A 15108-nucleotide genomic window follows, 5' to 3' on the forward strand; every position below is an offset into this window, starting at 1 on the left:
ACTAGATTAAAAAAATATCCTATCGAAAGGAATTAAAAAATTGACTTTTTAGTGTATTTTCTTCTTTTATTCAAATTATGACTCATGGAGACAGTAATCCTTTTATTAGACTTCTAATTAAACGTAAGTCGTAAGGTCTGATTTCCCAATGCTCATGCATTAACACAAGAAGATCACCTCCTGCCAGGAAAACTACAAAACACAAATCCTACATATAATTTTGAAAAATGAGTCACTATTAGGACTTATAAATAGAAAAAAGAAGGTAAAAGTAAAATAAAGCCATAAAAAAAATATCTAGATGGGAGTCGAATACATTTTTCAGCACCTTAGCTCGAATGGAGGAACCTCAGCTGAAAACAAAAATTCTCAATATCTATAATATTTTGTTTTTTAGCCCGAAGCAGAATATTATTGTTTTATACTTTTTCCAATATTTTATAGTTCATTCAGTCTTTGTAGAAGGGTAATTTATATTTTAAGAATTATTAACACGTAAATACCCTCCCCCTGAAAACCGAAAACAAAAATAGAATTGCCGTTTACACCCAAAATTCTGCTGCTGATTCAAAAGGAAATTTTTTTTCCTCATGCACACGTTTGCTTTACGCTCCACAGGCAAACCCGCTTCCAAGTCCGCAAAAAAGCATGTAATTTAGCCCTATACATCCATCAAACCGTACGTAAACCATGCGAAGTACCTTCCTCGGGAGCCTTTTCCTGCTCCTCTTCCCCCTTACCCTCTGGGCACAGGACACCTTGCGCTTCAGCGCGCCTACAAAAAACCTACACGCCAGCTTTTACCTGGATAAACAAGGGAAGCCCAGCTACTCCCTACATTATAAAGACATACCCGTCCTCCAGCCTAGCCACCTCGGACTAGCACTGGTGGAGGAAGAAGACCTGCTCGCTAATTTCCGTCTCGTAAACCACACCTTTACAAACGAAGACAGCTACTGGGAGCCTGTTTGGGGAGAATATGCCCGCATCCGCAACCGCCACCAAGAGCTTCTGGTGGAACTCGAGCAGCCACATACAGGCCGCCAGCTGCACATCCGCTTTCGCCTCTTCGATGAAGGACTGGCTTTCCGCTATGAATTCCCAAAACAGGAGCAGCTGACCTATTTTATCCTGCAAGAGGAACATAGTCAGTTCCACCTCGCCGAGGACTACAAAGCCTTTTGGCTGCCGGGAGATTATGACACCAATGAGTACCCCATCAGCAGCACGCTGCTTTCAGAAATCCCCCAAGCCATGGAAGCAGCCACCATCCCGATCCATGCCCAAAGCCCCATCCGCAGCCAGCTCGCCGTCCAAACGCCGCTCATGCTGAAAGGCGAAAACGGGCTCTACATCAACCTACACGAGGCAGCACTCGTCGACTACCCCGCCATGCAGCTGAACCTCGATGCCGAAAATTTTCGACTGGAAAGCCACTTGGTTCCCGATGCTATCGGAAATAAAGGCTACCTGCAGACCCCAGCCCAAAGCCCCTGGCGTACCCTCATCGTGGCAGATGATGCACGTCAGATTTTGGCCGCCAACCGGATGATTTTAAACCTAAACGAGCCCCATACGCTGGCAGATGTCTCCTGGATCAAACCGATGAAATATATCGGCATCTGGTGGGAGTATTTCGTGGCAGGAAAAAGCACCTGGGCCTACAGCGACACTACAAACGTGAAATTGACCGATGACTTTAGCAGCTTCACACCAAATGGCCGCCACGGCGCCACAGCTGAAAATGTGCGCCGACACGTGGACTTCGCCGCAGCATACGGCTTCGATGCCGTCCTTGTAGAGGGTTGGAACATCGGCTGGGAGGACTGGTTCGGCCAGTGGAAAGAAGAAGTCTTCGATTTCGTCACGCCCTATCCGGATTTTGATGTGGAAACCCTAAATGCCTATGCGGCATCGAAAGGAGTGAAGCTCATGATGCACCATGAAACCTCCGGAGCCATTAGCAACTATGAACGTCGTCTGGACAGGGCCTTCGCTTTCATGGAAAAACACGGCTACAACTCGGTAAAAACCGGCTACGTGGGCAAGTTGATCCCTCGTGGCGAGCACCATGATGGGCAGCTGGCCGTCAATCACTTCATCCACGTGGCCCGCCGCGCTGCGGATTATAAAATTATGATCAACAGCCATGAAGCCACCCGCCCCACCGGGCTACACCGCACCTACCCGAACTGGCTGGCACAGGAGTCCGCCCGCGGAACAGAATTCGAAGCCTTCGGTGGACTAGCACCGAACCATACCACGATCTTGCCTTTCACCCGCCTCATGGGAGGCCCGATGGACTACACTCCAGGCATTTTTCAAACCGACCTTTCGTATTATGGAACCGGTAGCCAGCAACTGGTCCAGACGACCCTGGCGAAGCAGCTGGCCTACTACGTCACCCTCTACAGCCCCTTGCAGATGGCCGCCGACCTGCCCGAAAACTACTTGCGCTTCCCGGATGCCTTCCAGTTTATCCGAGACGTGGCCGTGGACTGGGAGGACACCTACATCTTAGAGGCAGAACCGGGAGAGTATGTGAGCATTGGCCGGAAGGCCAAAGGGCAAGATGCCTGGTTCGTGGGCGCCATCACAAACGAAGATAGTCGCACGGCTGTCCTAGATCTGGACTTTTTGCCCGAGGGCAAAACCTTCGAAGCGACCCTTTACCGGGATGCCGCAGATGCCTCCTGGGATAAAAACCCACAAGCCTACGTCATCGAAACACTCACGGTGCGCAGCGGAGACCGCATAGAGCGCTACCTAGCACCCGGCGGCGGGCTCGCCATCCATATCCGCTAAGGAGTTCCGAACCAGTACCTCCAGTCTACCTCCTCTTCCACACGAGCGGAGAGAGCTGGACTGAAAACAGGAAAAAAATTCAAGCCTGTGAGAGCCTCCACCTCCCGAATGGGGCGGGCGAACTGACGCAGATCGCCAGTGCCTGCTGCATTCGGGAGAATAAAGGCAAGTCCCTGCCCTCCTGCCGCATCGGGCCGGTAAAGCACCTTAAAAAAAGCCTCCGGAATCACCAGTTCACTCGCTCCTAAGCGGGCCGCCCCCAGCCCTAAAACAGGACCCGTCAGCACCCAAATAGAATCTTTTTCGACAGTGGTCGTCCGCACCCAATCTTCCAGACGCTTCCAAACCCCTCTGTTGAAAGCAGGCACCTGAGGAGAGACATTGGTCAAAAAAAAACTCTCGTACATACACTGCTCCGCATGGCTCATATCAGCGGCTGGGGCTAGATGCCCCCGGTCAAAACCCGTCCCCCTGTAATCGGTGTCTCGAGGGCTAAGCTCTCGAATGCGCGGCTCCATTCGGAAATTACCTTTCCGCTCCACACCATCCCCGAGGCGCTCCCGCGTGAGCAGATACTGCACCCACTTGGCATTCCTGCTGAGGGAATCGAAGGCGATCAGAAAACAGTCGTAGGTGAGTAAAAAACGATCCGGCCGCACCTCTGGTGCAAAGGTGGCGTAAAATTCAGGCAGAAAAGGGCGCTCTAAGGAAACAAACAGCGCCTCCGGCTCTTCCTTACCTGCGGCAGTAGTACTGCTAACCTCAAGAGGCGGAGGCACCCGCCCGCCTCCAGCCGCCACTGGACGCGATACAGAGCAAGCTGCCAGCGCCAAAAATACGACACCGCAGCCCAGCAGCTGCACGGCAAACAAGCGAAACTTAAGGCGCTTAGCAAAGGAGAGAAAGGGATAAGGTAGCAGCATAAAGAAAGAGATAAAAAGGGCCAGAAGGGAGGATTTTAAGAGCATACTAAGAAAGGGGATGAAAAAAACCGACTCTGGAATGAGCCGGTTTTTTTCTTTTTCACAAAACATTTAAGGGTGTAAACGCCCTAAAATTTCTTTCGCCTCATGCCATTTTAGGCGGGGGCCAAATTGACTGACGATTTTGCTGCTCGCCATAGAGGCCAGCTTTCCGCTGGCGGCAAAACTATGGCCATTCGTAATACCATATAAAAAGGCGCCGGCAAACATGTCCCCAGCCCCATTACTGTCGATGGCCGTGGTGGCATAAGGCTCGATGTCGATAAATGTATCTCCATCAAAAATAGTAGCGCCATTTTTTCCCTGTGTGATCACAAAGTGCTTGGCCACCTTTTTTAGCTCCTCGCGAGCCTCTTTTAAGGTCGCTGCCCCTGTAAACAGCATGGCTTCCTCTTCATTTGCGAAAAGCAAGTCCACAGAAGCTCCGATTACCTCATCGAAAACAGGCTTGAAATACTTCACCATGGCCGGATCTGAAAAGGTAAGCGCCACCTTTGTGCCCGCAGCCTCCGCCACACGCTTGGCATGCAGCATGGCCGCTTTTCCATTCGGAGAGGTAACCAAGTAGCCCTCCATGTACAGGTACTTCGCATCCTTTATCGCTGCTTCGCTAACATCTGAAACGCTGTAATCCTGCGTGATACCTAAAAACGTATTCATCGTGCGCTCGGCATCCGGTGTGACCATCACTAGGCACTTGCCCGTAATGCCTTTTTCCAGCTGCTGCACGTTTAGATTGTGCTCCACACCACTTTCCTTCATGTCTTCCACGAAAAAACGACCTAAGGCATCATCCGCCACCTTACAAGAATAAAAAGAGCGGCCACCGAACTGACTCACCGCGATCACGGTGTTAGCAGCAGAGCCACCACACTGTTTTTTTGCTTCCTCGGTATTGATCACCTCCATGAGGGCATTTTGACGCTCCTCATCGACCAGTGTCATCATCCCCTTCTCCACTTGGTTATCTAGAAAAAACTGCTCCTGAACTGTAAACTCTATGTCCACGAGGGCATTTCCGATTCCAGCTACATCATATTTCTTTGCCATACTGCGCATATTTCGTTTCAGGGCGCAAGTTACAACATCCCCTCCGAAAAACCTTCTTAATCGAAAATCGGGTGACGTTCGAAGGCTTTCGTGCGATCGAAGAGGTAGCGATAGGTATGATGCGTCTTGTAAATTTCTGCATTTAGCTGCTCACATACCCGCATCATTTTGGGGTTAAAATCACCTATCCAATTCATCTCAATCGTCTTATAAGGAAAAGAAGCCTGACCAGACATCTCATCGTAGGCCATAATCATGGCACTTTCCACCCCCTGCCCTTGGAATTCCGGCACTACACCGAACACAAGGCCCAGCATCTTATCCGGAGGATTCATCCACTTGTTCCAGAGGAACTTCAACTTCCCGATCAGGTCCATCTTTCCATCCACATATTTGAAAATCTGATTGATTTCAGGGATATTAATAAAAAAGCTCACCGGCTCTCCGCGATGAAAGCCAAAAAAGATAAGACGCTCATCTAAAATCGGCTGCATCTTTTTGAACATCAAGCTTGTTTCTTTCAGGGTCAGCGACTTGCCCATATGCCGCGCCCAAGCCTTATTATAGACCTCCATAAAATAAGCTGGCGCTTTTTCTTTTAGCTCCTTACCCTTTAAATAACGAAACTGAAAATCAGCATTCCCACGAATTTTATTGGCCCGATCCACCATCTTGGGGTCGAATCCCACACCTTGAACAGGGCGCATATAGGTATATTGCTTGAAATAGATTTGGAAGCCATAGGCTTCAAAAAACTCCTGGTAGTAAGGGAAATTCCAGGGCATATTATAGTTCGGTGGTGAGAATCCTTGCACCAGCAAGCCCCACCACTTGTCGCGCTCTCCGAAGTTTACAGGGCCATCCATTGCCTCCATCCCCTCCGCTTGGAGCCATTCCTTTGCTGTGTCGAAGAGCAAAAACGCTGCCTTTTGATCTTGTACACATTCGAAAAAGCCGACACCACCAGTGGGCTGCTTTTCCTTCCACTTCGGATGCACAAAGGCCGCTATGCGCCCGATGATCCGATTCTCCTGCCGGAGTAGCCAGCGCTTAACTTTCCCTCCCTGCTTAAAAAGTTTATTCACCTCGGGATTAAAAATCCCATCGATATCCTTGTCCAGCGGACGAATCCAGTTTTTTTCCTCTCGGTATAAGTCCACTGCCAACTGTAAAAAGGCCATTTTATCGGCCTCCGTCTGCACCTCCTGAAGTATCATGCCTTAAATTTTGGTCTAAAGTAAGCAGATATTTGGAAATGGCCTACCGCTTTGGCATCAGCCAAACTCTTTTGTACGTGACTGCGCCTCTAATGGAGGCTTTCGGAAAAGTCTTTTCACCGACCAGAACTGGCAAATTAAATACAACCGCACTTTGTTGCGCAGCGAACTGCACGGCGACAACAAAGGGCGGGCTGCCTGCTGCTTGGAATTCATTTCATTTGTCATAACATTACAGGAAACACCCAGAGCACCCTGCACATGCGCAGCATGTGCAGAGGCTTAAGGGAAAAACATATACAATAGGTTAAATACTGTTAATTGGGCAACAGAAACCGGGTTTTTCTAGGGGTATTTTAGGGCGTAAGTAAGCGAATTCAGAAGCGAAAGCCCCACATAAAAGGCGGGCCATTCTCCACTTACTCCACACAATATACGCCCAATATCCTAAAAAACAAATACCCTGCTGAAAAACCACTCATAACCAGTGAGAAAGAAAAGAATCCTTAAGTGTTTCATCCCAAGTTCGCACATTTTGATTTATGGAATTTGGCATTTAACTTGCTATCGCCATGAAGATGAAAAAATTTACTTTATTTCTTTTTCTGCTCTGTTTTGGCCCCTTTTTGCGGCCTGCCGCGGCGCTAAAAGATCCGGGTGCTTCGCTACCGCCACATGCCTTTAAAATTCAGGAAGGTACCGCCAGTTTTTATGGGAAAAAATTTCATTTGCGCAAGACGGCTAGCGGTGAGGTGTACGACATGTATGGCTTTACCGCTGCACATAAGTTCCTCCCTTTTGGCACGGAAGTGCTCGTGCTTAATCCTGCGAATGGCCAGCAAGTTCGCGTTATCATTAATGACCGTCTCCCGCGAAAAAGTGCACATAGCATCGATCTTTCCCGCGCAGCAGCAGCAGAACTCGACATGCTGCGGGAGGGCATCATTCCTGTGGAAATCCATGTTCCCGGAAATCGTGAAATGCAATTTTTAGATGCCCATTTCGGTGAAAACAAGCCCGATGAGCTCCGCATCCGCGTCTATGAGCAGGCGATCACCCTCCCGCGACCTCGCCCCTTTTAACACCAAGCGATAGCGCCCCCAAAAACCCTAAAGCCCGTTTATCTGCCACGGCTTACAAATATATACTCACTCCTATCGTGGGCACGAAAAGCTGCAAGGCGCTCCTGCGTATGTTATAATCGAAAATACCATTGGCCTCTCCCTCTGGGTCAGGTATAAAAAGCACGTCGCCACGGCGCAAAAAGTCCGTCCGCGCTGTGTTCTGATAAAGCAGTTTTATCTCGATATTTCCGATAGTGGGATCCTTAAACGGAACCATCAGCCCGCCGCCGCCCTGAAAAGCCTGCGTCCAAGTTCCAAAATCCCGCTGCCGCTCAAAGGGCTCGTCGAAAGCCGTCTCCCGAATGGCATAAGAAGAGGCAATACGTACAAAGCCTGCATTCACCTCGACGAAAGGAAACACCTTGCCGTACACTTGCGGAAAGAAACGAAAAACACCCATATAGTTCCAGGTATAGTTTAAGCGGCGGAGCCGCAAATCTTCCAGCTGATTCACAAACAGGTCATTCCGCTCCTCTAACTTGCTCCCATACAGGCTATAGCCGATGCGCAGACCTAGCTCCAAGGGCAGTTCCGGCAGCTGGTACAAAACACCCACACTCAGTTCCGGCATCACCAGGCCCGCAGCCTCGCGCTGCAGCTCTCCCGTCGCAAAACCTACACGCGACTCCATGTGCACGAGGAAATCCTGACCCAAAAGGGGACGTAAAGCCCCTGTGAATAGACCAAAGACCAGTAAAAAAACGCCTCGAAGGGCACGCTCAGAAATGAGGAAGCTTTTCTCCCTTTTCGTAGTATTTTTCAACAGGAAACGAGTGACAACATGCATGGCGCAGCAGACGGTTAACAGGATACGAAGGACTGAAAATAATTCTTTTCCACTAACAAATTTAGTTTTCTCTTCCGCGTAAAAAAAGAAAATAATAAAAAAAGGAAACTGCATAACACAGTTTCCTAAGAATAGTTGGTTTAGTTATTTATTAATTCTTTTACAATATGCATGCCAAAATAAACCTACCTACCCCTTCTGTCAGCAAATCGGAAGTGAAATCAGTCTCTCCCCCACTCCTCTTGCGCGTTCCTTCCTAATAAGCCAGTAACTCCCGAAGCTTGTCTGCCAGCCGCTGTTCGGGCAAAAAGCTTTTTTCAAGTGCCGCAGCAAAAGGAACAGGTGTATCTAGGGCACCCAAACGCATAACGGGGGCATCCAAATCCTGAAAACAGGCCTCTCCGATCCAGGCAGCGATCTCCCCGCCAATCCCACCTGTCAGGCAATCTTCATGGAGAACCAGCACCCGGTTACAGCGCTTCACTTGCGCCCGGACCGTTTCTTTATCCCAAGGGAGCAGGGTGCGCAGATCTACGATCGCCACATCCAGGCCTTCCGACTCTCGGCAGGCCAGCGCCCAGTGCACGCCCATGCCATAGGTAATGATGACCGCCTGCTCACCTTCTGCCACGAGGGCCGCTTGGCCGACAGGCAGTCGATAGGCCTCCTCAGGAACAGGGCCTGTTAGACTGCGGTACAGCGCCTTATGCTCGAAAAATAAGTACGGGTTCGGGTCCTCCAGCGCGGCCAGGAGAAGACCTTTCGCATCATAAGGCGTAGAAGGATACACGATTTTCAGCCCCGGGGTGTGAAAAAACCAAGCCTCATTCGACTGCGAGTGAAAGGGCCCCGCTCCTACACCTGCCCCTGTCGGCATGCGCACCACCACATCCGCATGCTGCCCCCAGCGGTAGTGAATTTTTGCGAGATTATTTACGATTTGATTAAAGCCGCAACTCACAAAATCCGCAAACTGCATTTCTACCATGGCCTTAAATCCTTTTATAGAAAGCCCTAAGGCTGTACCGATGATGGCCGACTCACAGAGCGGTGTATTCCGGACGCGTTCCACGCCAAAACGCTCCTCAAAACCTTCCGTCACCTTAAAAACTCCACCATAGGCACCGATATCTTGGCCCATGGCCACCAAATTAGGAAAGCGTTCCATTCCCTGCCAAAGCCCTTCCCGTATCGCATCCACAAAGCGGCGCTCGGGCCCCTGCAGTGCGGGAATCGCTTCGGGAGAAGCAGGAGCAGGAGCATAGCAGTCCGCCAGCTCACGGGCAGGATCGGCTTGTACAGTAGGCTCCGCAAAGGCCCTTTCCAGCCCTTGCTCGATCGCTTGTTTGATGCGCAGATCGATTTCGGCACGCTTCCCCTCGTCGAGCACCTGTAGCTCCTCTAAAAATGCCGTATAACCGAGAACAGGATCTTTGGCCGACCAGGCCTCCATCAGCTCCTTCGGCACATATTTCGTCCCTGAAGCCTCCTCGTGGCCGCGCATCCGAAAGGTCATAGCCTCCACTAACACCGGACGAGGATGTTCCCGCATAGAAGCCGCCAGGTCCCGAATGCAGCGGTGTACGGCCAGCACATCATTCCCATCGACACGCACGGCCTCCATACCATAGCCGGGGCCCTTTTCAGTAAAATGCTGGAAGGCAAACTGCTGCTCGCTAGGAGTAGACAGGCCATAGCCATTATGTTCAATCACAAAAATCACCGGTAGCTGCCATACTGCCGCCACATTCAGGCCCTCATGGAAGTCTCCCTCCGAACTAGCCCCATCCCCAGAAAACACCAAGGTTACGGCCCGCTGCTCACGCAACTTATCCGCCAGCGCTATACCATCCGCCAGCGCCAGCTGTGGCCCTAGGTGAGAAATCATCCCGACGATATGATGTTCGGGAGCCCCGAAATGAAAGGATCGATCACGCCCCTTCGTGTAGCCGAGCGCCTTCCCTTGAAACTGAGCAAAAAGCCGCGCCAAGGGCATCCCGCGCCCCGTAAAAATCCCGAGATTCCGGTGCATGGGAAGAATAAACTCCTCCGGATGAAGTGCCGTCACCGCACCTACGGAAATCGCCTCCTGACCCCAGCCACTAAACCATTTGGAAATTTTCCCCTGACGCAGCAGAATCAGCATTTTCTCCTCTATCCGGCGGGGAAGCAGGAGCTGCTCGTAGAGGTGTAACAGTTCAGCATCAGTGAAGCCCTCTCGATTAAAAACCGTCGCGGGCAGTTGTGGGAGCGTTATGGACATGGTAACTTTGGGTTTTGGCACCAAATTAGGCACAAGATTTTGTAGTTCAAAGGAAACGCAAGGAAAGAATCTTTTCCTTGGTTTTGCTGTTACTAAAAACGAATAAAGGCAAAAAATGGAGAAAATTCGCATTAAACATATGGTCTGCCCACGCTGCATCCTGGCAGTAGAACATGCCTTCGCCCAGCTGCAGCTACCGGCCGAGAAAGTGGTGCTGGGAGAAGTCCTCTTACAGCGCCCCTTGCGCGCAGAAGAGGAAGCACAGCTGGAATCCGCCCTCCACCGCCTAGGCTTCGAACGCCTAAAAGATAAGGAAGCCATTAAAATCGAGCGCATTAAAGCCTTCCTCCGCACCATCGTCTGGCAGGAGGAAATTCCTCCCAGCTTCCACCTAAGCGAAAGCATCAGCAGCCACATGGGAGAAGATTACAGCGCACTTAGCCAGCTGTTCAGCAGCTTAGAAGGCCTGACGCTGGAAAAATACTTTATCGGCCTAAAAATCGAACGCGTAAAAGAACTCCTCTTCTACGAGGAACGTACCCTTTCCGAAATCGCCTACCTACTGGACTACAGCTCCGTTCAGCACCTCTCCGCACAGTTCAAGAAAACAACAGGCATGACCCCTACCGCCTATAAAAAAGGACTTTTGCCTGGCGGCAAAGGATGGAGAGAGGCCTAAAAAAGCAAAAGCGTCGATATCCCATCGACGCTAAAAAATGAATGCAAGGAAATAAAAAAATCGTTTGCTGTACGTGCTACAAATGTACGTACGCCTTTAGCATTCTTGATAAATTTCGGATTAAGCTTAGATTATGAATACTTTTTCAAGAAGCATCATTTGATAACATTCCCCTCACACCCCTAAAAAAGCTTCCCGGTAATCCGCTTTCTATCAAGGGGAAAAATCGTATCTTTGCACGCTAAAGAAGGATCTAAGCGTGAAGGCAAGAACATTAAAGAAAAATAAGGTCAACATCATCACGATGGGCTGCTCGAAAAATCTGGTAGATTCAGAAGTGATGCTTACCCAGCTGCGCGGAAATGGGATCGACGCCCATCATGAGTCGCAGCAGCAGGATAATAACATCGTCATCATCAATACCTGCGGGTTTATCGATAATGCCAAGCAGGAATCGATCGACACCATTTTACAGTACGTAGATGCGAAAGAACAAGGCCTCGTCGATAAAGTGTACGTGACAGGCTGCCTCTCTCAGCGCTACAGAGAAGAGCTGGAAGTAGAAATTCCGCAGGTGGATGCCTACTTTGGCACCCGGGACCTGCCCGCACTGCTTAAAACATTTAAGGCGGATTACAAGCAGGAGTTGGTAGGCGAGCGCTTACTCAGCCATGCTTCCCATTATGCCTACATGAAGATTTCGGAAGGCTGTGACCGCCCTTGCTCTTTCTGTGCCATCCCCCTAATGCGCGGTGGCCATGTGTCCCGAAGCATCGAAGAGCTTGTAAAAGAAGCGCAGCACAAGGCCGCGAACGGTACGAAGGAGCTGCTCCTGATCGCACAGGATTCCACCTATTACGGCCTGGACCTGTATAAGGAGCGCAAGTTGGCCGATCTTATGCGCGCCCTTTCTGACGTAGAAGGCATCGACTGGATCCGCCTACATTACGCCTTCCCGACAGGCTTCCCGATGGAAGTCATTCAGGTTATGAAAGAGCGTGAAAACATTTGTAATTACCTCGACATCCCGCTGCAGCATGGGAGCACTTCTGTGCTCAAAGCGATGCGCCGCGGCACGAGCAGGGAAAAACAAGAAGAGCTTATCCACTCTATACGCGATATACTACCAGAGATCGCCATCCGCACCACCCTCATCACCGGGCATCCTGGGGAAGACGAAGCCGCCTTCGAAGAAATGCTCGGCTTCGTAGAAAAAATGCGCTTCGAGCGCCTAGGAGTCTTTACCTACAGCCATGAAGAAAATACGCATGCTTACACGATGCCAGATAACATTCCTGCAGAGGTCAAGCAGGAGCGCGCAAATCTACTCATGGAGGTGCAGGAAGGCATCAGCCAAGAGCTGAACGCAGAAAAAGTGGGCAAAACCTTTAAGGTGCTCGTCGACAAAAAAGAGAATGGCTACTTCGTAGGCCGCACTGCCTATGACTCGGTGGAAGTAGACAACGAAGTGCTCATCGATGCCTCCAAGCACTACTGCCGCATCGGAGATTTCGTTCAGGTACGGGTTCACGATGCGGATGCTTTCGACCTGTATGGAGATGTCGTAGCCGACTAGACAGACCTGTAAGGCTATTCTACCTGTATAGCTTCATAATTTAATAACCTTCGGGAAAGCCATTTCATTTTCCGAAGGTTTATTTTTGCCTAAACGAAAATACCCACGATGAAATACCTGATTGTTTTCCTTAGCGCCATGCTCCTTCAGATGACGAGCTTTGGGCAGCGCCCATACGACCTTCAGGGCCACCGCGGCGCCCGCGGACTGATGCCCGAAAACACCATTCCTGCCATGATAAAGGCCCTGGACCTTGGCGCCAGCACCTTGGAAATCGACCTAGCGGTGACGCAGGACGGTGAGCTGATCGTCAGTCACGAACCCTGGATGAATCCTGCCATTTGCCTGGATCCCTTGGGGGCACGCATCCCAAACGAGGACCGTAGTCATAATATCTATCAGATGACCCTCGAAGAGGTGAAAAGCTATGACTGTGGCAGCTTGCAGGCGCCGGGTTTCGAACAACAGGTGAATTTTCATGTCAGCAAGCCACGCATGCTGGACCTAATCGCCGCAGCAGAGGCCTATGTAACTGCCATGGGACTGCCGGCTCCCAACTATAATATAGAGATCAAAAGTATGCCCGAAGGGGATGGCATCTATCATCCTGCTCCCGATGCATTCTCGGAGCTGGTGATCGCCGCCTTGGAAGGAGTGCTCCCCAAAAGCCGCTATAACATTCAGTCTTTTGATTTCCGCGTCTTGCAGTACTTGCACCAAGCCCATCCCGATGTGAATTTGGCTATGCTGATCACGCAGCCTAACAATCATGAACAGTACATGGAGCAGCTTGGGTTTACACCCGCCATCTACTCTCCCTTTTATCGAGGGCTAAAAAAGGAGACAGTGCAGGCCTTGCAGGCCAAAGGGATGCAAGTGATTCCCTGGACGGTCAATACGACTGAGGAGATGGAAGCCTTACTGCAGCTCGGCGTGGATGGCATCATCACAGACTACCCAAACCGCGCCCCTGAGCGTCTGTAAAATAAACCCGGCTGCCCGTTTCTTGACTGCGGCGGGCAGCCTCTACTAATTTTAAAACCGCAATCGCCTCCTCCATGCGCACCTCCAGCGCAGCCTCCCCACGAATCGCAGCAGCGACATTCGCATAAAACTTGCGATAATCCCCCGCTAAAGTAGGTACGGTATGCACTTCTTCCCCCGTGTAAAGCTGCCCATAACGCTCAGGTTCCTCCTGGCCCCAATCCTGACCCTCAGGCAAAATGCCCGCTTTGAATGCCTTTTCCTGCACATCAAGACCGAACTTTTGATAAGTGCCCGCAGTGCCTCCTACTAAAAACCTTGGCCAAGGGGCTGCCATCAGCACCGAAGCCGTCAGCCGCACATAAAGACCCGGATAAAACAGGCGGATATCAAAAAAATCGTCCGCATCCGTCCCCTCTCGCTGCACCAAAATACTGGCCTCCAGTGCCTCAGGCGCGCCGAACAAAACATAGGCTTGATCCAATAAATGCGTCCCCAAATCGTACGTAATCCCATTCCCGGGGACAGCCTGCTCCCGCCAATTTCCTCCTACCTCAGGACGAAAACGATCAAAATGACTCTCAAAATGACATAAACGACCCAAACGGCCCTCCCGAATCAGCGTCCGCACCGTCTGAAAATCGCCATCCCAGCGCCGATTTTGGAAAACCGTAAGCACCCGCCCTTTGGCGAGAGCCAAACGCTGCAACTCCTCCGCCTCCGCTGCATGCACCGTGACCGGCTTATCCACCACCACATGCTTGCCCGCCTCTAAAGCCAGCTTGGCCTGAGGAAAATGTAAGGCATTCGGCGTTAAAATCACCACTAAATCGGCCGCATCCGCAGCTAAGAGGTCTTCCAAGGAACGGTAGATTTCCACATTGGGATATAACCTTTTTGCCTCATCTCCATGCCGCTGCACCACCGCAGTCAGCTCAAGCGAGGGACTGACCTGAATCAGAGGTGCATGTTGGGTTTTAGCCACCGAACCGAAGCCGACCAGTGCTGTACGTATCTTAGCTGTCATCTTTTAAATACTGTTTAGGGTTAACTTTTTACGCTCCAGGGGCTTAATGCTGCACACCGCCCGGACCATGCACATGACCATGCGCGATTTCCTCTGCCTCAGCAGCGCGAACAGACACCACACGGCCCGAAAACTGCAAGTCTAAACCCGCCAGCGGGGAGTTGAAATCCATATGAACGCCCTTATAATCTACTTTTAGCACCTCCCCACGCAGGCGGTTGCCCTGCTCGTCCTGCATCGGAATCACCTTGCCCACCCGCAGCAGCTGGCGCTGCTTCACGCCATCCTCTTTAAACGCGTGTTTCGGTAGGATCACCCGCTTTGCAGGATCATAGTCTCCATATGCTTCCTCATACCCTAGAAACACATCGAAGACATCACCCGCCTGCAAGCCTTCTAAGGCCGCCTCCAACTTGGGCAGCACCTGCCCCACACCGAATAAAAAGTAAAAGGGTTTTTCCTCCGAGACGGCCTCCCGAAATTGCATCCCCGTCTCTCCATCATCTACATGGAGCGTATAACTCACCGCCACGACGGTCTCTTGTCCAATTTTTAACATGTTGTTTTCTCATTTTAATGTTGTCCCACTAACGCGCTATGCACTTCCACCTCT

12 protein-coding genes are annotated in these 15108 nt (G+C 50.8%); 5 read left to right on the forward strand and 7 right to left on the reverse strand.

Features of this window, described 5'->3' with window-relative positions; genetic code table 11:
• The first annotated feature begins 690 nt into the window (after positions 1 to 690).
• The gene (locus ACXIT9_RS12915) at positions 691 to 2805 is read left to right on the forward strand and encodes a glycoside hydrolase family 97 protein (protein WP_458056658.1); all 2115 of its coding nucleotides are present in this window, start codon (positions 691 to 693) and stop codon (positions 2803 to 2805) included.
• Here the strand turns inward: ACXIT9_RS12915 and ACXIT9_RS12920 are convergent.
• The 3 genes from ACXIT9_RS12920 to ACXIT9_RS12930 form a co-directional block, all read right to left on the reverse strand.
• A complete protein-coding gene (locus tag ACXIT9_RS12920; protein ID WP_458056659.1) occupies positions 2802 to 3728 on the reverse strand; it encodes a DNA/RNA non-specific endonuclease in 927 nt (308 codons plus the stop codon). The two genes, ACXIT9_RS12915 and ACXIT9_RS12920, sit on opposite strands and share 4 nt — an antisense overlap.
• Positions 3729 to 3839: 111 nt before the next feature.
• Complete coding sequence (locus ACXIT9_RS12925; protein ID WP_458056660.1) at positions 3840 to 4838, reverse strand: adenosine kinase; 999 nt, start codon at positions 4836 to 4838, stop codon at positions 3840 to 3842.
• A gap of 56 nt (positions 4839 to 4894) precedes the next feature.
• Complete coding sequence (locus ACXIT9_RS12930) at positions 4895 to 6055, reverse strand: hypothetical protein (RefSeq protein WP_458056661.1); 1161 nt, start codon at positions 6053 to 6055, stop codon at positions 4895 to 4897.
• Positions 6056 to 6627: 572 nt separating this feature from the next.
• On the opposite strand from ACXIT9_RS12930, the gene ACXIT9_RS12935 reads away from it, so the two are divergent.
• Positions 6628 to 7137, forward strand: a complete 510-nt coding sequence (locus ACXIT9_RS12935) for a septal ring lytic transglycosylase RlpA family protein (RefSeq protein WP_458056662.1) — start codon at positions 6628 to 6630, stop codon at positions 7135 to 7137.
• Between the two features lie 52 nt (positions 7138 to 7189).
• Here the strand turns inward: ACXIT9_RS12935 and ACXIT9_RS12940 are convergent, their stop codons facing one another.
• Positions 7190 to 7966, reverse strand: a complete 777-nt coding sequence (locus ACXIT9_RS12940; RefSeq protein WP_458056663.1) for a hypothetical protein — start codon at positions 7964 to 7966, stop codon at positions 7190 to 7192.
• 256 nt (positions 7967 to 8222) lie between these two features.
• Positions 8223 to 10229, reverse strand: coding sequence for an alpha-ketoacid dehydrogenase subunit alpha/beta (locus ACXIT9_RS12945; RefSeq protein ID WP_458056664.1), 2007 nt, complete (start codon positions 10227 to 10229; stop codon positions 8223 to 8225).
• A 115-nt stretch (positions 10230 to 10344) separates the two neighbouring features.
• Here ACXIT9_RS12945 and ACXIT9_RS12950 point away from each other — a divergent pair, with 115 nt between their 5' ends.
• From ACXIT9_RS12950 to ACXIT9_RS12960, 3 genes are all read left to right on the forward strand, one after another.
• The gene (locus ACXIT9_RS12950; RefSeq protein ID WP_458056665.1) at positions 10345 to 10908 is read left to right on the forward strand and encodes a helix-turn-helix domain-containing protein; all 564 of its coding nucleotides are present in this window, start codon (positions 10345 to 10347) and stop codon (positions 10906 to 10908) included.
• Between the two features lie 259 nt (positions 10909 to 11167).
• Positions 11168 to 12484: a 30S ribosomal protein S12 methylthiotransferase RimO gene (rimO, locus tag ACXIT9_RS12955; protein WP_458056666.1), complete on the forward strand. Its 1317-nt coding sequence runs from the start codon at positions 11168 to 11170 to the stop codon at positions 12482 to 12484.
• A gap of 108 nt (positions 12485 to 12592) precedes the next feature.
• Positions 12593 to 13468, forward strand: a complete 876-nt coding sequence (locus ACXIT9_RS12960; RefSeq protein WP_458056667.1) for a glycerophosphodiester phosphodiesterase family protein — start codon at positions 12593 to 12595, stop codon at positions 13466 to 13468.
• Here ACXIT9_RS12960 and ACXIT9_RS12965 read toward each other — a convergent pair.
• Together ACXIT9_RS12965 and ACXIT9_RS12970 are read right to left on the reverse strand one after the other, a co-directional pair.
• Positions 13431 to 14495 (reverse strand): oxidoreductase, encoded by a 1065-nt coding sequence (locus ACXIT9_RS12965; protein WP_458056668.1) that lies wholly within the window; start codon positions 14493 to 14495, stop codon positions 13431 to 13433. The two genes, ACXIT9_RS12960 and ACXIT9_RS12965, sit on opposite strands and share 38 nt — an antisense overlap.
• A gap of 43 nt (positions 14496 to 14538) precedes the next feature.
• Positions 14539 to 15054 (reverse strand): FKBP-type peptidyl-prolyl cis-trans isomerase, encoded by a 516-nt coding sequence (locus ACXIT9_RS12970; protein ID WP_458056669.1) that lies wholly within the window; start codon positions 15052 to 15054, stop codon positions 14539 to 14541.
• Positions 15055 to 15108: the final 54 nt, after the last annotated feature.

The organism is Nitritalea sp. (genome assembly GCF_054166705.1).